Here is a 17,818-nt window from a genome sequence, read left to right as displayed (position 1 = left end):
CGTCATTTTAGCACCTGCATCAATGATGTCACCTGCTAATTCGGTTCAAAATAAGGCTTTAGAGACTTTAATTGCACAGCGGAGCTTATTTATCTCTTCTATCACCGATGACGCGAGCTGGATTACCCGCCACAATGGCGTATTCAGCAACATCTTTGGTGACAATACACCCCATGCCTATCACGGCATGGTTGCCGATGGTCACACCGTCAACAATTCCTGCTTGTGCACCAATCCAAACATCTTCGCCAATGATGATGCCCTTTGAAGTGGCCGCTTGTTGGTAGATAGGCTGGGTGGGTGACATGCCATGATTAAACGCATAGATAGTGACATTATTGGCGATACGAGTTTGATGACCAATATGAATGCCGTGGCGTCCGCCATCTAAGCTACAACCGTGATTAATCGCTACTTCATTGCCGAGTGTGATAGGACCATGCATAAACACATCGGCGCTGATCATGCATTGATTACCCATTTTTATATCTCGGCCGGGCTCGGCAAACAATTGCGCCTGTGGCGCAATAAAGCACTGCTCACCGATCTGAATGGTCTCAAGAAGACGAAGTTGTTGTTGAATTTCGTCTTGCCAAGGTTTAGCCCATTGTCGGTGTTTAGGCTTAAGAGAGAAATACAGCCAAGGCATCCAAGATAAACGCTTTTTGTGCTGAGTTTGGTAATCGATTTCAGCCATCAAGCTAGTCCTTGAGCCGTTCAACTGTTGTTGGTTTTAGATCTAACACTTCAATGGCGTTATCAGTCATGTGCCAAAAGATGTCTAAATCGTATAATGCAACTTGGTATAGCTTAGGGTCGTCTTTGGCTTTTTTATAAGCTGGGCGTGGGTCTTGAGATAATACACCATTGATAAGCTCTGCTAACCCTTGATAGTGTTCTTGAAGTTGATACTGGGCAATTTTTTCTTCGGCTTGTGCTGTGTATTTAACGGGGATCAGTATTGGCGCATCTTGGGCGATACCGCCTTTAGCATCGGCAATGGCATCTGAGAAAGGAATATAGGGTTTGATATCAATGATGGGAGTGCCATCTAGTAAATCCATACCTGAGATTTTTAAACAGACTTTGCCGTGACGCTGTACTACACCATGTAGTTTGACGACAGATTGGCCAATACCGTTAGGCCTAAATGTAGAGCGAGTAGCAAATACGCCTAGTTTTTCATTACCACCTAGGCGAGGCGGGCGCACGGTGGTTTTCCAACCTTGAGATAAGTTTTCATGAAAACAAAATAGCAGCCATAAATGCGAGTATTGTTCGATACCTCTTACCGCATCGATATGATTAAATGCGGGCTCAAATTCAATGTAACCGGGCGCATTAACTAACCCCGGTTGGCGAGGGATACCAAATTTTTGCTTGTATGGGGTTCTGCAAATGGCGACCGCGTTGATATGGTTGCTAAAAGACACGTGAGGATGTGATTTTTCGTAATGAGTTTGAGCGGCATCTTGAGTCATGAAATACCTGAAATAAGCTAACCCTAGTAAAACAAAATTCAATAATAACAGATGGGCCAGACGTTTGGCTCATCTGTATGGCAATCTGCTTACTGGTTATTTCTTTTCTGCGGTTTTAATCGCCTGACCAACACAAAGTGCACGGCTGTAGCAACCGTTGTCAGGTTCGTTAATCATAAAGCAGCTTTTAACCACAAAACCATTAGCACCTAAGTCTGCCGCTGCTCGTCTAGCATTACTGCGTGCATCAGACATCTGAGGTGGTGCATCTTTTTCTGTTTCTTGGCACGCTTCGCCTTCAACTAAACCTAATACTTCAATATTACCTTTTGGTTGTACGTCACCATCGTATAACACCACATCGCTAACTTTAAAGTATTCATTAATGGCTTTGCCGTCTAAATTACTTTTGAATACATAATCACTTGCACAAGCGCTCAATAGTAGTGCAATAGTTGAAACAACCCATGCTTGTTTTACTGAAAAAGTCATAGCCGTAGCCTTTATATAATAAGTATTAATCTGCCACCCAAGTTTACCTTGTATGATGACGATGATAAAGCGTTCAAATAACATAAAAAAAGGGCTTACCTAAGTAAGCCCTTTGTTATTAATATTTGATTATATTGTTGCCAATATTGTTATTCCATACCTGGAATTAAAAATTGGTCCATGCTTTTACCACTATCTACTTGGTTTTTGAAAACCGTTGGCATGCGGCCTTGGCCAGTCCATTGGATTAATTCACCGTCAACAGTGATTTGATATTTTGGCGGGCGTGGCGCGCGTTTTGTCTTTGTGGCTTTAGGTGAAGATGTCACGTCACCTAAATCTTCAATAGATAAACCACTATTTTCAATTTGAGCTAGAATTTCAGCAATACGAGCATTGCGTTCTGCATTTGCTTCAAGTTCTAACTTTTCTTCTTCTTCGCGGTCTGCAATAATTTTTTCTAGCTTAGCTGCGGTGTCTCGTAAATCATCAAGAGATAATTCCTTAACTGCAGCTTTAAAGCGACGACCGTGGGTTAAAATATCTAAAAAGTCACTCATGTTGTTTCGTTTCCTAATGATTAGCTTTCAAAAAGTGAAAGTTGATAAGGGTTAAATTGTCCAACTTACAAGGTAAATTTCAGTATTGCATATGGTTTATTTAGGTCGTTATTATATATCTTTCTAAGATTTAATCTTAGTTGAATATCAATATAGCTTTAATTAATACTGAATATAACCGTAATAATAGAAACTATTGCGCAATGGATCAAATTAAATTAACGATATAATAGATTATTTTAAATTATTGAGCGTATATTTCGTTATCTGCTTTATGACGTGTTTAGTTTGATTGCCACTACAAAATTAAAAAAAATCTAAACAAGCGTTTGAATGTGATTGACGTTAACGTTAACAGGCCGTAAAGTGAACCCATCTTGCATTGGCCATAGCCAGTGTGTTGTCCACATACATTGAAGGTGTAGGAAGGAAAACCTATGAAAGTATTGGTACCTGTTAAACGCGTAGTCGATGCTAATGTGAAAGTCAGGGTAAAAGCTGACAACACAAATGTTGATACGACCAACCTTAAAATGGCGTTAAACCCATTTTGCGAAATTGCAGTAGAAGAAGCCGTTCGTTTAAAAGAAGCTGGCATCGCGACTGAAGTTGTTGTGGTGAGTGTGGGTGCTAAAGCGGTGCAAGAGCAATTAAGAACTGCGATGGCATTGGGAGCCGACCGCGCAATACATATCGAAACCGACGAGGAGTTAGTTCCGTTATCAATTGCTAAGCTATTAAAAGCAGTGCAAGAAAAAGAACAAGCACAACTGATTTTGTTTGGTAAGCAATCCATTGACGGCGATAATAATCAAACAGGCCAAATGCTTGCGGCATTAACCGATTTGCCACAAGCCACTTTTGCTTCAGAAGTGAAGTTAGCTGGCGACAAGGTCACGGTAACGCGTGAAATCGATGGCGGTTTACAAACGTTAACCATGCCTTTACCGGCTATCGTCACCGTTGATTTGCGTTTAAATGAGCCGCGTTATGCATCGCTACCAAATATTATGAAAGCGAAACGCAAACCACTCGAAACCTTCGCGGTAGCCGATTTAGGTGTGAGCTTAAAAGCGCATCAAACCGTGTTAAAAGTGACGCCTCCAGTGGATCGTAAAGCGGGCATTTTAGTGTCTTCAGTTGAAGAATTGGTTGAGAAGTTAAAAAACGAAGCGAAGGTGATCTAATATGGCCATTTTAGTATTAGCAGAACACGATAACGTCAGTTTAAAAACTGATACGGCAAAAGTGGTGAGTGCAGCCTCGGCCATTGGTGGTGATGTACATGTGCTGATTGCCGGCCATGATTGTGCTGCCGCTGTAACTGCCGCACAAAGCCTTGCGGGTGTGAGTAAAGTGTTGGTTGCAGATAACGCAGAATTTAGCGCGCAATTGGCTGAAAATGTATCAAAGTTAGTTGTTGAACTTGCCGCTGATTATGATCATGTATTGGCGGCTGCAACTAGTGTCGGAAAAGATACATTACCTCGCGTTGCCGCATTATTAGATGTATCACAAATTTCTGAAGTGATTGAAGTGGTGAGTAGCGACACTTTCGTACGTCCAATTTATGCGGGTAACGCATTGGCAACAGTGCAAAGTTTAGATGCTAAAAAAGTCATGACTGTGCGCTCTAGTGCATTTGATGCAGCAGCCTCAACGGGCAATGCAGAAGTCGTCAACCTTACTCAAGCTATTGCAGCACGCACAGAGTTTGTGTCACAAGCGTTAACAGAATCGGCTCGTCCAGAGCTTGGTAATGCGGGTATTATCGTATCTGGTGGCCGTGGTATGGGTAGCGGTGAGAACTTTGCTATTTTAGAACAGCTCGCAGATAAATTAGGCGCTGCAGTGGGTGCATCACGTGCAGCTGTTGATGCTGGTTTTGTGCCTAATGATTTACAAGTGGGGCAAACGGGTAAAATCGTTGCACCAGATTTATACATCGCAGTGGGTATTTCTGGTGCCATCCAGCACCTTGCGGGTATGAAAGACTCTAAGGTGATTGTTGCCATTAACAAAGATCCTGAAGCGCCGATATTCCAAGTGGCTGACTATGGCTTAGTGGCTGATTTATTTGAGGCGGTTCCTGCATTAAATGGCCTAGTTTAAGGGCAGGTGTCTTGAAGGCAAAAAACCTTTGAGATAATTTGCTCACTAACTTGAAGGTTTCTACTTTAGTTAAGTAGAAACCTTTTTTATTGGCTATCACTTGTGGGGAATGGCGCCTTTGCTGTTTTGACCTCTACGCTAGTGTCTATTTGATTTAAAAACGTTAAACTAATGATACATAATTGTGGTTAACGTAGTGCTTTTGTTATTAGGGCGGCATTTTTACGTTTTTTTACTGGCACTATATGGCCCATTTGTGATTTTATATTGGCGCTTTTTGTACTGCGGTTTTTACAACGAGCAAAAGTAGAGGTGCATTGCATAAGAGTAAGGTTGAATTGGGTGATGCCGATAATTCAACATTAAAGGATGCAATGCCGAAATAAATGAGCTTATCAACCTCATTTGTTGGGGCAGTTCTCGAAAGGGACTGCACTGTCATAGTGTTTTTATCGATATGATAAAAAATGATATTCATATTAAATGGGTATAACTGTGGAGTGCTACTAGTAACGTTAATGCATACACTTTCTGTGTATGTTTAGCCTTATTTCTAGTTTTTCTCCATTCGTATCCAACGAAGAAATAATTAAATTATGATAATAAGTTATGCCGATTCGGCACTGTCTGTTTTGCCACCTGTTGTGGCGATTACACTGGCCATATTAACCCGTAAAGTCCTGCTTTCTTTAGGGGTAGGCATTATTTTGGGTGCGTTATTATTGACCGATTTTTCATTGCTTAGTAGCGGTGAATATATTGCGACAACTGTGAGCCAATTAGTGTGGAAAGATGCAGCACTAAATAGTTGGAACGTCTACATTTTAGGCTTCTTAATTGTATTAGGCATGATCACAGCATTAATTACCGTGAGTGGTTCAGCACGTGCTTTTGCTGATTGGGCCAAACAACGTATTCGCAATAAGCGTGATGCTAAATTAATGACCATGTTTTTAGGTTGTGTGGTGTTTATTGACGATTACTTTAATAGCTTGGTGGTGGGGTCTATTTCTCGTCCTATTACTGACCGTTACCATGTTTCTCGTGCAAAGCTTGCCTATATACTTGACTCTACCGCAGCACCAATATGCGTTATTTCTCCGGTATCGAGCTGGGGCGCTTACATTATTGCGTTAATTGGCGGTATTTTAACGGCGCACGGTTTTGCTGATACAGGTCATTTGAGCGTGTTTATACAAATGATCCCCATGAACTTTTACGCACTCATTTCGTTACTGTTACTTTTATGCGTGGCAACATTTAGCTTAGATGTTGGTCCTTTACGTCAGCATGAATTAAATGCGCTGCGTGGCGATTTATTTGACGAATCTAAAGGCCAACCGCCAGGGGCAACCACTGACTTGCCAGAAGCTGATACCGGTAAAGTGGTTGGATTATTTTTACCAATCGCGATATTAGTGTTTGCTACTGTGTATTTTATGGTGTCTAGCGGCGCTGAAGCATTAGCATCAAGTGAGTTACCTTTTAGTGTATTAGGCGCATTTGAGAATACCGATGTCAGTTCGTCACTCTTTTGGGGCTCGCTTGTGGGATTCATTGCTACTGTCGCACTTGCTGTTAAGCAGAAAGTGGAATGGTCGATGTTATTGCAAGGCATGAAGGTAGGGGCTCTTTCGATGTTACCTGCGGTTTATATCTTATTGTTTGCTTGGACCATTGCAGGTGTGATTGGAGAGCTTGAAACCGGTAAGTATATGGCGAGCTTAGCCACCGATAATATTCCCTTTGCGCTATTACCAGCAGGGCTATTTTTATTAGCAGGCGTAACGGCATTTTCGACCGGCACCAGCTGGGGTACGTTTGGGATTATGCTACCTATTGCCGCCGATATGGCAATGGGCAGTGACAGCAGCATGATGCTACCTATGTTAGCCGCGGTGTTGTCTGGCGCCGTTTTTGGCGATCATTGCTCGCCGATATCGGACACCACTATTTTGTCATCAACCGGTGCCAGTTGCCATCATATTGACCATGTTGTGACGCAATTACCTTATGCGCTAATCGCTGCGATGATAAGTCTAGTGGGCTATACCGTTTTAGGGTATACCGCATCGCTAGTAGCCGGACTGTTGAGTTGTGCCGTGTTGTTTGTGTTGAGTATTGTGATACTGCACTTTTGGGCTAAAAAGTAATCTCAAGCTTAAGGTCTGTTGATCTTTATTGGTTGAATTGTGTTCGAGTAAAGCGTTTTTAACCGAACCCTTTGGGCAGCGTTTGTTGGCCATTTTAACTTGCGTTATCGACTTTTTATGTAGAATAATTATACCCCAAAGTCTCTACCGCGCAGTTGTAAATGTGAGTAATAGCCAACAATACGCTGCAAAAACAACCTTGAAAGATCAACCTGCCCTCGATGCAAACTTGAAAACGTTACGTGTTAAAAAATGCCGTGTTCATAACGAATACGGCATTTTTGTTTGTTGTTAGCATATTAAACCAGTTACTATAAGCGGCATAAAATGACCAACGATTAGGACACTGAATTTTGGCGCAACTGTACTTTTATTATTCGGCAATGAATGCCGGTAAATCGACTTCATTGCTGCAGTCTTCTTATAACTACCGCGAGCGTGGTATGCATACCTTAGTGATGACAGCATCGATAGACAATCGTTATGGTGTCGGCAAAGTGTCATCACGTATAGGGATTGAAACGGATGCGCAGGTCTTTGGTAGTGATGATAATTTAATTGAACTCATTTCGACTTCTCATTATGAGCAAAAAATTCATTGTGTACTGGTAGATGAAAGTCAGTTTTTGAGTAAAGAGCAAGTGCGTCAGTTAACACATGTGGTCGATAATATGGACATTCCCGTGTTGTGCTATGGGCTGCGCAATGATTTCCAGGGTGAACTGTTTCCGGGTAGCCAATATTTATTGGCCTGGGCTGACAAATTAGTTGAGCTTAAGACCATTTGTCATTGTGGTCGTAAAGCCAATATGGTGGTAAGACTGGACCACGAAGGCAAACCAATGCGCGAAGGTGAGCAGGTTGCTATTGGTGGTAATGAAAGCTACGAGTCAGTGTGTCGTAAGCATTTTAGAGAGTTTTTGTGGGATTAATACCCAATGCTATAACCTAGTTAATCAACTTAAAAAAAGCCGCGTCATGAAATGAACGCGGCTTTTTTACATTTAACGATTAAAAATCAGCATCAGCGAAACCAATAATATCGGCACTGCTTGCCTCAATTTGTTTGCGTAAGCTTCGAGTTTGGCTACCCCAATAGCTCATAAAGAACTGTGCGGTTTTAAGTTTAGCTTGGTAAAAGCTTGTCTCTTCAGCACCAGCTTCTAATGCGGCTAATGACGTTGCTGCAACGCGGGTCCACATCCAAGCGAGGGCGGTAATACCAAATAACTGCATGTAGGCCATTGACGCAGCACCAATGAGATCGGGATTCTTGCTGGCTGCTTGCACAATAAACCCGGTGGCTTTTTCAAGATCGCCCGCCGCATCCATTAACCCAGCAAGATAAGGCTTCATCGCATCATTTGTTGCATGTTGCTGTACGAGTGCTTTGACCATGTCAGACCAAATGGTTAATGCAGCGCCTTTATCTGCCAATAATTTACGGCCTACTAAATCAAGCGCCTGCACACCGTTGGTGCCTTCGTAAATCATGGCAATACGAATATCACGCACAAACTGCTCCATGCCCCATTCGTTAATATAACCATGGCCACCGTATACTTGCTGTGCATCGACACAGGCTTTGAAACCTTGATCAGTAACAAACCCTTTAACGATTGGCGTAAACAGTGCGGCTAACGCCGAGGCTTGTTTGGCTTTAACTGGGTCGCTATGACGCTCAGCTTCATCAAGCCATAATGCTTGTTGCCCCATTAACGCGCGGGTACCCTCGTTAAATGATTTTTGTGACAGCAGCATTCGACGTACATCGCCATGTACTAATAATGAGTCAGCCGCTTGCTCTGGCTGTTTGACACCGCTTAATGCACGGCCTTGAATACGCTCTTTGGCATAAACTAATGCATTTTGATAGGCTATGTCTGATACACCTAAACCTTGAATTCCGACACCTAAACGGGCTTGGTTCATCATCGTAAACATGGCTTTTAAACCTTGATGTGGCGCGCCAACGAGTTCACCGATTGCGCCGTCAAAATGCATTACACAGGTCGAGTTACCGTGAATCCCCATTTTATGCTCAAGCCCTGTTGCGTTTAGTGTGTTGGCCTCACCTAAGCTGCCATCGGCATTGACTAAAAATTTAGGTACCGCAAATAACGAAATCCCTTTAACACCTTCTGGCGCATCAGGTAAACGCGCTAAGACTAAATGAATGATGTTTTCTGCTAAGTCATGGTCACCAGATGAGATAAAGATTTTTTCACCACTAATAGCGTACACATTATCAGCGACAGCCACAGCTTTGGTGCGAAGTAATGCTAAATCGGTTCCGGCATGAGACTCGGTTAAGTTCATGGTGCCTGTCCATTCACCGCTGACTAATTTCGCAAGGTACTTTTGTTTTAGTGCATCACTCCCATGTACATGAATTGCTGAATAAGCACCATGCGTTAACCCCGGGTACATTGCAAATGCCATGTTGGTTGCTGTTTTCATTTCGGTAGCAAAAGTGCCGATAACCTCAGGTAAACCTTGGCCGCCGTACTCTGGGTCGCAGGTTAATGTGGCCCAACCATCTTCAACATATTGTTTGTATGCTTGCTTAAAACCACTTGGCGTAATGACTTTTCCATCGACCAATTTACATCCCTCTAAATCACCGCTGGCATTGAGTGGCAGCATAATGTCGGTGGTGAAGTCTGCAACGCCTTGCAAAATCGCGTCAGTGAGAGCTGCATCTATTTCATCAAAACCGCGTAAATCAGTTTGTTGATAGATGTTGAGCAATTCAGACAAAATGAATTGGTAATCACGTAAAGGAGCTTGGTAAATAGGCATAAGTCATTCCTTGGTTAGTTATTGCTTTACGGTTTGAGTGACCAACGTAACCGTCACTGGTCCGATGTTTGTTTTGTTAGTCACCTAACATACCCAATTTCGAGTAAAAACTCAGTATTATTTTTACGTTAACGTAAACTTTTTTGTTGTTGGTTAATGTCTCTATTGATTAACTGTGAATATTCATACTGATATTCATTTGTAACAGATCAAAAATGTATCAATACACAACGGTGGGCATCGGATTTTTAATATCATTAATAAATATTAGAGAAGTTGATGGTGTAAATGAGGTCGTTATATTTTACTAATGCCGCTATTGTAAAACGTGGCGTCAAATATCAAGGTAGCGATTTACAACGATTAGGCATTTTTTAATCAAGACATTGATGCAATTTCTGCACAGCATTACTTAGTATTGGGATGACAAGGTTAGATAAAAGCAATGAAGTGGCTGTCTTAGGAGATCAAAGGTATGCCCGCTACCAAACTACAATTCATGTTGTGTAACCGCTCATCAACCAAAACGGCTATATTGTGTGGGTGACTCATACCGCCACTTAGTAGAAGTAGACAAAGCACTGTAATCTGCAACTACTGGGCAGTTTATTTGGTTTGTTGACGTAATGTCAGTTTTAACATGAGCGGCCCAATAAGCGTCGTTAAGGCGATTACCATCACTAAAATCGCAAATTCTTTGGCGTGAATAACCCCAAGTTGACGGCCCATCTCTGCAAATACTAACCCCACTTCTCCACGTGGGACCATTGCCGAGCCGACAATACACCTTTCTTGCCAATTTGAACTGGCTACCACGCCGGCAACAAACTTGGCCGCGACCGCAATTAAGGTTAATCCTAGCAATAACAGCATTCCCATTAGGCTCAAATCGAGCTGTTCAAGATCAAGACTAATCCCCACATACACAAAAAAGATGGGACTAAATAATTGCACTAATGGTTTGGCTGACTCTTCGAGTTTATGAGTAAAGGCAAATGGGTTTTTGAGATAGCGATTAAAAGGGGAGGTGAATTGTCTTGATAAGCCCATTCCGACAGCAAATCCGCCTAAAATGGCGGGTGTGCCAAACCCGTGGGCTAACCAAGCAAACAAACAAATGAGCGCCATGACGACCATGACCTCATAGCCAGGAATGCTGGCTTTAAGGTGTAACCAACGGCTTAAATAAATAAGGGTTCTCACTAACGGTGGGCTAAGAATAATAAATACGGCAATCATGGCAAGTAACATTAAGGTTGAGCCTATAGCAAGCTCGCCCGATGAGGAAAAATTAAACAGTATGCTTAATAAAATGACGCCAACAATATCGTCGATAACGGCAGCACCAAGGATGATGTGACCTGCAATGCTTTGCGTTTGATTGTTTAAGCTTAATACCCGCATTGAAATGCCAATGCTGGTGGCTGTAAGGGCGCAGCCAAAAAAAAGTGCAGTAAAGGGAGGAATAGACAGCCAATACATGCTGGCAATACCGCAAGCAAATAACGGGACCCCGATGCCGAGTAACGCGACACTCATTGCTTTGTGACCAGAATGAGCCAAACGTTTTATTGAGGTTTCACAGCCAATATCAAATAGCAGCAATATTACGCCTAATTCGGCAATGAGGGCTAAGGTGCTGTGCGGTGTAACCCAATTGAGCAGCGATGGGCCAATAATTATCCCCGCGGTGACTTCGCCAACCACGCTTGGAAATCCTAATCGCGCACTTAACTCACCTAATAAACGACCGCTCACCAGAATGAGAAACAGTGCCATTACAAAGCTGTCTATTGCCATCTCATTTTCCTTAAGTTGGGCAATATGTATTTGATTATTTTGATCTAACAAACTTGACGTTGATCAATTTTTATACCGATATTTATGCACAAACTTACGCTATTGGCTAAGCTAAAGATAGTTACTGGCTCACGTTTTTAGACAATGTATTTCGGGAATATAAAAGCCGTTATTGATGGTTTTTAAGTGAGATGATAATGCAATAAGTATCTGTAAATGTGTTTAGGGTATCAATGAATCATTAACACGTCCCATAAAGGAGGTTTAAATGAACAAAATGTTTGTTATTGCTCAAATGGAAAGCGCGCACACAGATGCTGTTGCTCATGGGTTAGCGTTAGCGAAGCAATTAAATAAGCAGGCCGAAGTGTTTGCTTATACTTATGCTTATTTAAGTGGTACCGACCGAGACAATCCTAGGTTGGCGGGCGTGGCACAAAAAGCCTTGATGACTCAACGTGAAATACAATTACAAGCTCATTTAGATAGCCTCGATGTTGAAGATGTGCCATTACATGTGATTTGGAGTAAATACCTTTTTGAACATGCTTGCAGTCATGCTCAGCGTCATGGTTTTGATTTAATGGTTAAAGCTGTGCACCATGCAGAGCATTATTTACCGACCGACTGGCAGCTTATTCGCCATACAACAGTGCCCTTGTTGTTGCTTACTAACAATCCGCTTAATAACGGCAACACGACGTTAATTTCAATTGACTTGGGTACCAGTAACCCTGCAAAACAGCGCCTTAATAATGCCGTTATTGCCCATGGTAAGCAGTTTGCTAAAGCAACAGGCACAAAGCTGCATGTCGCTTACGTACTCAGAATTCCGCAAATCGTGCGCGATATGGATATACTTGATATCAATGCCATGGTGAAAAAGGCGTATGCTGAACATAAACAAAAAATTGCCGAGATAGGTGTCGAGGCCGATTGTATGCACATTATTACTGGTGAGCCTGAATTGTGTTTATTTGAATTAGCCTGCCGCTTAAAAAGTCAATACTTTGTGGTCGGTGCAAGGCAGCGTCAAGGCTTGTTAGGGCGAATTATTGGTAATACAGCAGAAGCCATTTTAAGCCGGATGCGCAGTAATGTATTGGTTATTCCAACAGAAGACTAACGATAACATAAAGCCCGGTAAAAACCGGGCTTTATTGATTTTGATAAGCAAATCTTAAAACGTCATTTCGGGTACATTATCTGGTACCACAAGCTTACCGGCTGTTTTTGTGACGATCTCTTCAACTGATACGCCAGGTGCGCGCTCTAAAAGATGGAATGCGCCATCTTTAATTTCCATAAAGGCTAAATCGGTCATGACACGTTTAATGCAGCCATAACCGGTTAATGGCAGTTCACATTGTGATAATAATTTTGAATTACCGTGTTTGTCTGCATGCATCATGGTGACAATAATATTGTCAGCCCCAGCGACTAAATCCATTGCGCCGCCCATACCCTTAATCAGTTTACCTGGGATCATCCACGAGGCGATAGAGCCGTTAACATCGACTTCAAATGCGCCTAGTACGGTAAGATCGACGTGGCCGCCACGGATCATCGCAAAGCTTTCTGCTGATGAAAAGAATGACGCGCCAGCAACCGCGGTAACCGTTTGTTTGCCTGCGTTGATAAGATCGGCATCAATGTTTTCTTCACTCGGAAACTCGCCCATGCCGAGTAAACCATTTTCAGATTGCAGCATCACTTGCATGCCTTGTGGAATATAGTTGGCCACAAGGGTTGGAATGCCGATACCAAGGTTGACATAAAAACCGTCTTGTAATTCTTTTGCTACGCGCTGGGCGAGTTGTTCTCTGGTCAGTGCCATGGTGTTGTCTCCCTTATTTCGCCGCTTTGACGGTGCGTTGCTCAATGCGTTTCTCAAAGCTGGCTTTGATAACGCGATCAACATAAATACCCGGTGTATGAATATGGTTTGGGTCGAGCTCACCTGGCTCAACAATCTCTTCAGCTTCAACCACGGTAATTTTACCTGCGGTGGCCATCATTGGATTGAAGTTAGCGGCGGTTTTTCTAAATACCAAATTAACCAATACATTTACGACATCCCAAGACAGTTCAAGGTTTGGGATCCTTCGACCTATTTTTGTCGACTCTAATAACACCACAACCTCGCGCGACATTTCGGCCATCACTTTACTCAGGCCAGTTAGCTCATTAAATGTGGTGGTTCCACGGTCCAAATCTAGGCCGTCAGCACCAATAAATAATTGGTCGAAGTTATATGAACGCAATACTTGTTCTGCCACTTGGCCTTGAAAAGACTCTGAATGTGGATCCCATGTACCACCGGTCATCAATAATGTGGGTTCATTTTCAAGTTCGTGTATGGCATTGGCTAATTGCAACGAATTAGTCATCACCACGAGGCCACGCTTATTGTTAAGCTGTTGCACAATGCCTGATGTGGTGCTGCCACTGTCAATAATGATTCGGTTATGATCACGAATAAGCTCCGCCGCTTTTGCAGCAATAGCCTGCTTATTTAGTGACAATGTTTCGTTGGCTAGTTGTGTCATTTCCTGCGGTAGTTGTATTGCACCACCATAGCGTCGTAATAGTAAGCCATGGGTTTCAAGCATGGCTAAATCTTTGCGGATCGTGACTTCTGATGTAGCGAACAAACTAGCCAATTCATCAACACTGACTTCACCTTGTTCATTAACCAATTTAATGATCGAATGGCGGCGTTGTTGGGTATTACGCTTGGTCATTTTATTAAAAAGCCTTTCGAAATGTTTCGTTTCGAAAGTTATTTTAGCAACAAATGAAACTTTATCTAGTTTTTAATCGCAAAAGTTGAAATATATGTACAAAAAAACCTCTGTGATAAACAGAGGTTTTAAAGGTTAATGCTCATCTAAGTAGACAAACTTACTTTTTAATTGGACGTTGCCAGTCTGAAATATGGCGCTGTTTGACTCGAGTGATAACGAGTTCATTAGCTGCGACATCTTTAGTGATAGTAGATCCAGCACCTAAGGTTGCATTTTTGCCAATAGTTACTGGCGCAACTAATTGCGTGTCACTGCCAACAAACACACCGTCTTCAATGGTGGTAATAAACTTGTTAGCACCGTCGTAGTTACAGGTAATGGTTCCAGCGCCAATATTGACCCCTGACCCAATAACAGCATCGCCGAGATAAGCTAAATGGCCGGCTTTAGAGCCCACACCTAATACTGATTTTTTGATTTCAACAAAATTACCAATATGAGCGTCTTGTTTTAATTCAGCCCCTGGACGTAAACGGGCAAAAGGTCCTGCACTTGCTGCTTGGCCAAGCTTTGCGCCTTCTACAATAGTGTATGGCTTAATTTCTGCGTTATCGGCTACTTCGCAGTTAATCAGAATAGCACCTGCGCCAATCGTAACATTATTTCCTAATACCACTTTACCTTGGAATATAACATTAACGTCAATCATCACATCCATACCCACGCTCACTTCACCGCGAATATCAATACGAGCAGGATCACGTAAATTAGCACCTTCTAACATGAGTTTTTCAGCGGCGCGCGCTTGGTATGCTCGCTCTAACTGGGCTAATTGTACACGGTTATTGGCGCCTTCAACTTCAACGGTTGACTGGGGTTGTGATGTCGTTATCGCGACACCATCAGCATGTGCCATGGCAATAATGTCGGTTAAATAGTATTCGCCTTGAGCATTGTTGTTTGATAACCGATTTAACCATGCTTTTAATTGCTTACCGGGAACCGCCATAATACCGGTGTTAACCTCGGTAATTTTTAACTGCTCCGCATTAGCATCTTTTTGCTCTACAATCCCCACTACTTTACCAAACTCTCTTACGATACGGCCGTAACCGGTTGGGTTAGCAAGATTAACCGTTAAAATGGCAAGGCCATCTTTTTCACGTGCGGCGAGCAAGTTTTCGAGTGTAGATTGTTGAATAAGCGGTACATCACCGTAAAGGATCAATACGATATCGTCGTCGTTAATGTTAGGATTGGCCTGTGCTACAGCATGGCCAGTGCCTAGCTGATCAGCTTGCAATACCCAATTTAATGTTTGTTCACCTAATGCCGCCTGTAGTTTTTCAGCGCCATAACCATACACTAATTGAATAGCGTCTGAACCTAATGAGCTTGCAGTATCAATAACATGTTGAACCATGCTTTTATGGGCGATGGGATGCAATACTTTAGGCAAATCTGAGCGCATGCGAGTTCCTTTACCTGCGGCTAAGATCACTACATTTAACGACATGGTTGATTCCTTTAAAGTACACTTTATTCAAATTGGCGCTATTTTAGCTTAATCACGTTACAAATGAAAAAAATCGCGATTGTTATACCAATCCGCATTAGAATTTGCTCTTTTAGCGAAAGTTATCAGTGAGGTAGTCGAGGCAGTCTTTTGAGGGCATAGTGCACTACGTTAAGAAAGGCTAACAAAGAATACCACGCTGATAAATTCGCCCTTCGGGGCTGTGTCACAAACCCCATTACGGCTTCAAATGACTTTGATGTAAATGACTATACCTGCAGTCATTTTCATTGTACTGGGGCCTAGTGACGCAGCCTAAAATAGATCACATTCTAATAAGGATTGGTATTAGTTAATGATAAATAAAAAAGGCGACTCATAATGAGTCGCCTTTTATTGCGTCAAATAATCAGATTATCTGGTGATATTTTTCTTGATGGTTTCAACTACTTTCAATTGAGCCAAAGACTTGGCCAATTCAATAGCAGCAGCTTCGTAATTGAAGTCAGCGCCAGCATTAGCAATAGCATGCTCTGCACGTTCCTTCGCTTCTAAAGCGGCTTTTTCATCAATATCATCGGCACGTAATGCTACATCAGCAAGTACTGAGATTGCAGTAGGTTGTACTTCCAGTAAACCACCAGAAAGGTACAACACTTCTTCGCTACCATCTTGCTTGATAAAGCGCGCCATACCAGGCTTGATTTTTGTTAGTAGAGCAACATGGTTAGGCATAATACCTAACTCACCTTCAGCGCCGTTCACTTCAAAAAAGCTCACTTCACCGTGGTAGATGCTGTCTTCTGCACTAACAATATCAAGTTGGACTGTTTTGGCTGCCATCAAGTTCTCCTTAAAGAACTAAGCTTTACGGCCTAGTTATTTCTTTTTGTTCGCTTTTTCGATAGCTTCATCGATTGAGCCAACCATGTAGAACGCTTGCTCTGGAATGTGATCGAATTCACCGTCCAAGATACCCTTAAAGCCACGGATAGTGTCTTTTAGAGAAACGTACTTACCTGGAGAACCAGTAAACACTTCTGCTACGAAGAAAGGCTGAGATAAGAAACGCTCAATCTTACGTGCTCTGAATACCATGGTTTTGTCATCATCTGACAATTCATCCATACCCAAAATAGCAATAATGTCTTTCAGCTCTTTATAACGCTGTAATACAGTTTGTACACCGTTTGCAACATCATAATGCTCTTGACCAACAACCTGTGGATCTAACTGACGTGAAGTCGAATCCAACGGGTCAACGGCTGGGTAAATACCCAATGAAGCAATTTGACGAGACAATACAACAGTCGCATCTAAGTGAGCGAAGGTTGTTGCTGGTGACGGATCGGTTAAATCGTCCGCAGGTACATATACTGCTTGTACAGAGGTAATCGAACCAGTCTTAGTTGAAGTGATACGTTCTTGAAGAACACCCATCTCTTCAGCTAGTGTTGGCTGATAACCTACCGCAGAAGGCATACGACCTAATAGTGCAGATACTTCAGTACCAGCAAGGGTATAACGGTAAATGTTGTCAACGAACAACAATACGTCACGACCTTCGTCACGGAATTTTTCAGCGATACTCAGGCCAGTTAACGCTACGCGTAAACGGTTTCCTGGAGGCTCGTTCATCTGACCATAAACCATGGCTACTTTGTCTAATACGCCTGAATCTTCCATCTCGTAGTAGAAGTCGTTACCCTCACGAGTACGCTCACCAACACCAGCGAAAACAGAAAGACCTGAGTGAGCTTTAGCGATGTTGTTAATCAGTTCCATCATGTTAACTGTTTTACCAACACCAGCACCACCAAACAGACCTACTTTACCACCTTTAGCGAATGGACAAACAAGGTCGATAACCTTGATACCCGTCTCTAAAAGCTCAGTCGCATTTGATTGATCTTCATATGAAGGAGCTGCACGGTGAATTTCATAACGCTCTTCTTCACCAATTGGACCCGCTTCATCAATCGGCTCACCTAATACGTTCATGATACGGCCAAGGGTCTTAACCCCTACCGGAACAGAAATCGGTGAACCTGAGTTTGCTACCTCTAGACCACGACGCAGACCATCAGAAGAACCCATAGCGATGGTACGTACTACACCACCACCTAGCTGCTGCTGAACTTCCAGCACCAAACCA

16 protein-coding genes and 1 riboswitch are annotated in these 17,818 nt (G+C 42.6%); of the genes, 5 read left to right on the top strand and 11 right to left on the bottom strand.

Annotated elements, in window-relative coordinates; translation table 11 throughout:
• Window positions 1-85 precede the first annotated feature (85 nt).
• From PQR79_RS10500 to PQR79_RS10485, 4 genes are all read right to left on the bottom strand, one after another.
• Complete coding sequence (locus tag PQR79_RS10500) at window positions 86-697, bottom strand: acyltransferase (RefSeq protein ID WP_238102921.1); 612 nt, start codon at window positions 695-697, stop codon at window positions 86-88.
• Between the two features lie 4 nt (window positions 698-701).
• A complete protein-coding gene (tsaA, locus tag PQR79_RS10495) occupies window positions 702-1,433 on the bottom strand; it encodes a tRNA (N6-threonylcarbamoyladenosine(37)-N6)-methyltransferase TrmO (protein WP_238102979.1) in 732 nt (243 codons plus the stop codon).
• A gap of 144 nt (window positions 1,434-1,577) precedes the next feature.
• The gene (gene rcsF, locus PQR79_RS10490; protein WP_238102980.1) at window positions 1,578-1,973 is read right to left on the bottom strand and encodes an Rcs stress response system protein RcsF; all 396 of its coding nucleotides are present in this window, start codon (window positions 1,971-1,973) and stop codon (window positions 1,578-1,580) included.
• 149 nt (window positions 1,974-2,122) lie between these two features.
• The gene (locus tag PQR79_RS10485; protein WP_238102923.1) at window positions 2,123-2,533 is read right to left on the bottom strand and encodes an H-NS histone family protein; all 411 of its coding nucleotides are present in this window, start codon (window positions 2,531-2,533) and stop codon (window positions 2,123-2,125) included.
• Between the two features lie 437 nt (window positions 2,534-2,970).
• On the opposite strand from PQR79_RS10485, the gene PQR79_RS10480 reads away from it, so the two are divergent.
• From PQR79_RS10480 to PQR79_RS10465, 4 genes are all read left to right on the top strand, one after another.
• Window positions 2,971-3,720 (top strand): electron transfer flavoprotein subunit beta/FixA family protein, encoded by a 750-nt coding sequence (locus tag PQR79_RS10480; protein ID WP_238102924.1) that lies wholly within the window; start codon window positions 2,971-2,973, stop codon window positions 3,718-3,720.
• Window position 3,721: 1 nt separating this feature from the next.
• Entirely contained in the window at window positions 3,722-4,645 is a 924-nt protein-coding gene (locus PQR79_RS10475; RefSeq protein ID WP_238102925.1) for an electron transfer flavoprotein subunit alpha/FixB family protein, read from the top strand.
• Between the two features lie 299 nt (window positions 4,646-4,944).
• Window positions 4,945-5,159: riboswitch (Lysine riboswitch) on the top strand.
• Window positions 5,160-5,241: 82 nt separating this feature from the next.
• The gene (locus PQR79_RS10470) at window positions 5,242-6,798 is read left to right on the top strand and encodes a Na+/H+ antiporter NhaC family protein (RefSeq protein WP_303648441.1); all 1,557 of its coding nucleotides are present in this window, start codon (window positions 5,242-5,244) and stop codon (window positions 6,796-6,798) included.
• Window positions 6,799-7,151: 353 nt separating this feature from the next.
• Window positions 7,152-7,730: a thymidine kinase gene (locus PQR79_RS10465; protein ID WP_238102926.1), complete on the top strand. Its 579-nt coding sequence runs from the start codon at window positions 7,152-7,154 to the stop codon at window positions 7,728-7,730.
• 79 nt (window positions 7,731-7,809) lie between these two features.
• Here PQR79_RS10465 and PQR79_RS10460 read toward each other — a convergent pair whose 3' ends face one another.
• Window positions 7,810-9,600, bottom strand: coding sequence for an acyl-CoA dehydrogenase C-terminal domain-containing protein (locus PQR79_RS10460; protein WP_238102927.1), 1,791 nt, complete (start codon window positions 9,598-9,600; stop codon window positions 7,810-7,812).
• A gap of 606 nt (window positions 9,601-10,206) precedes the next feature.
• The gene (locus PQR79_RS10455; protein ID WP_238102928.1) at window positions 10,207-11,400 is read right to left on the bottom strand and encodes a cation:proton antiporter; all 1,194 of its coding nucleotides are present in this window, start codon (window positions 11,398-11,400) and stop codon (window positions 10,207-10,209) included.
• Window positions 11,401-11,668: 268 nt separating this feature from the next.
• Here PQR79_RS10455 and PQR79_RS10450 point away from each other — a divergent pair, with 268 nt between their 5' ends.
• Window positions 11,669-12,526, top strand: a complete 858-nt coding sequence (locus PQR79_RS10450) for a universal stress protein (protein WP_238102929.1) — start codon at window positions 11,669-11,671, stop codon at window positions 12,524-12,526.
• A 54-nt stretch (window positions 12,527-12,580) separates the two neighbouring features.
• Here PQR79_RS10450 and PQR79_RS10445 read toward each other — a convergent pair whose 3' ends face one another.
• The 5 genes from PQR79_RS10445 to atpD all read right to left on the bottom strand — a co-directional run.
• Entirely contained in the window at window positions 12,581-13,237 is a 657-nt protein-coding gene (locus PQR79_RS10445) for a 3-oxoacid CoA-transferase subunit B (protein WP_238102930.1), read from the bottom strand.
• A 13-nt stretch (window positions 13,238-13,250) separates the two neighbouring features.
• Entirely contained in the window at window positions 13,251-14,144 is an 894-nt protein-coding gene (locus tag PQR79_RS10440; protein ID WP_274408480.1) for a DeoR family transcriptional regulator, read from the bottom strand.
• Window positions 14,145-14,304: 160 nt separating this feature from the next.
• Window positions 14,305-15,663 (bottom strand): bifunctional UDP-N-acetylglucosamine diphosphorylase/glucosamine-1-phosphate N-acetyltransferase GlmU, encoded by a 1,359-nt coding sequence (gene glmU, locus PQR79_RS10435; protein ID WP_238107382.1) that lies wholly within the window; start codon window positions 15,661-15,663, stop codon window positions 14,305-14,307.
• A gap of 414 nt (window positions 15,664-16,077) precedes the next feature.
• Window positions 16,078-16,506 carry a F0F1 ATP synthase subunit epsilon gene (locus PQR79_RS10430; RefSeq protein ID WP_238107383.1) on the bottom strand — a complete coding sequence of 143 codons (429 nt, stop codon included), beginning with the start codon at window positions 16,504-16,506 and terminating at the stop codon, window positions 16,078-16,080.
• 36 nt (window positions 16,507-16,542) lie between these two features.
• A partial coding sequence (gene atpD / locus PQR79_RS10425; RefSeq protein ID WP_274408479.1) for a F0F1 ATP synthase subunit beta occupies window positions 16,543-17,818 on the bottom strand: 1,276 nt, incomplete at its 5' end.

The sequence above is a fragment of the Shewanella metallivivens genome, from assembly GCF_028750675.1.
Classification (GTDB): domain Bacteria; phylum Pseudomonadota; class Gammaproteobacteria; order Enterobacterales; family Shewanellaceae; genus Shewanella; species Shewanella metallivivens.
This window is presented reverse-complemented; position numbering and strand designations above follow the sequence as displayed.

Excerpts from the sequence above, each read along its gene's own strand:
- PQR79_RS10440 (WP_274408480.1), bottom strand. The coding sequence starts at position 14,144 with ATGACCAAGCGTAATACCCAACAACGCCGCCATTCGATCATTAAATTG.
- PQR79_RS10475 (WP_238102925.1), top strand. The coding sequence starts at position 3,722 with ATGGCCATTTTAGTATTAGCAGAACACGATAACGTCAGTTTAAAAACT.
- PQR79_RS10450 (WP_238102929.1), top strand. The coding sequence starts at position 11,669 with ATGAACAAAATGTTTGTTATTGCTCAAATGGAAAGCGCGCACACAGAT.
- PQR79_RS10455 (WP_238102928.1), bottom strand. The coding sequence starts at position 11,400 with ATGGCAATAGACAGCTTTGTAATGGCACTGTTTCTCATTCTGGTGAGC.
- PQR79_RS10480 (WP_238102924.1), top strand. The coding sequence starts at position 2,971 with ATGAAAGTATTGGTACCTGTTAAACGCGTAGTCGATGCTAATGTGAAA.
- PQR79_RS10500 (WP_238102921.1), bottom strand. The coding sequence starts at position 697 with ATGGCTGAAATCGATTACCAAACTCAGCACAAAAAGCGTTTATCTTGG.
- PQR79_RS10470 (WP_303648441.1), top strand. The coding sequence starts at position 5,242 with ATGATAATAAGTTATGCCGATTCGGCACTGTCTGTTTTGCCACCTGTT.
- PQR79_RS10445 (WP_238102930.1), bottom strand. The coding sequence starts at position 13,237 with ATGGCACTGACCAGAGAACAACTCGCCCAGCGCGTAGCAAAAGAATTA.
- rcsF (WP_238102980.1), bottom strand. The coding sequence starts at position 1,973 with ATGACTTTTTCAGTAAAACAAGCATGGGTTGTTTCAACTATTGCACTA.
- PQR79_RS10460 (WP_238102927.1), bottom strand. The coding sequence starts at position 9,600 with ATGCCTATTTACCAAGCTCCTTTACGTGATTACCAATTCATTTTGTCT.
- glmU (WP_238107382.1), bottom strand. The coding sequence starts at position 15,663 with ATGTCGTTAAATGTAGTGATCTTAGCCGCAGGTAAAGGAACTCGCATG.
- PQR79_RS10430 (WP_238107383.1), bottom strand. The coding sequence starts at position 16,506 with ATGGCAGCCAAAACAGTCCAACTTGATATTGTTAGTGCAGAAGACAGC.
- PQR79_RS10485 (WP_238102923.1), bottom strand. The coding sequence starts at position 2,533 with ATGAGTGACTTTTTAGATATTTTAACCCACGGTCGTCGCTTTAAAGCT.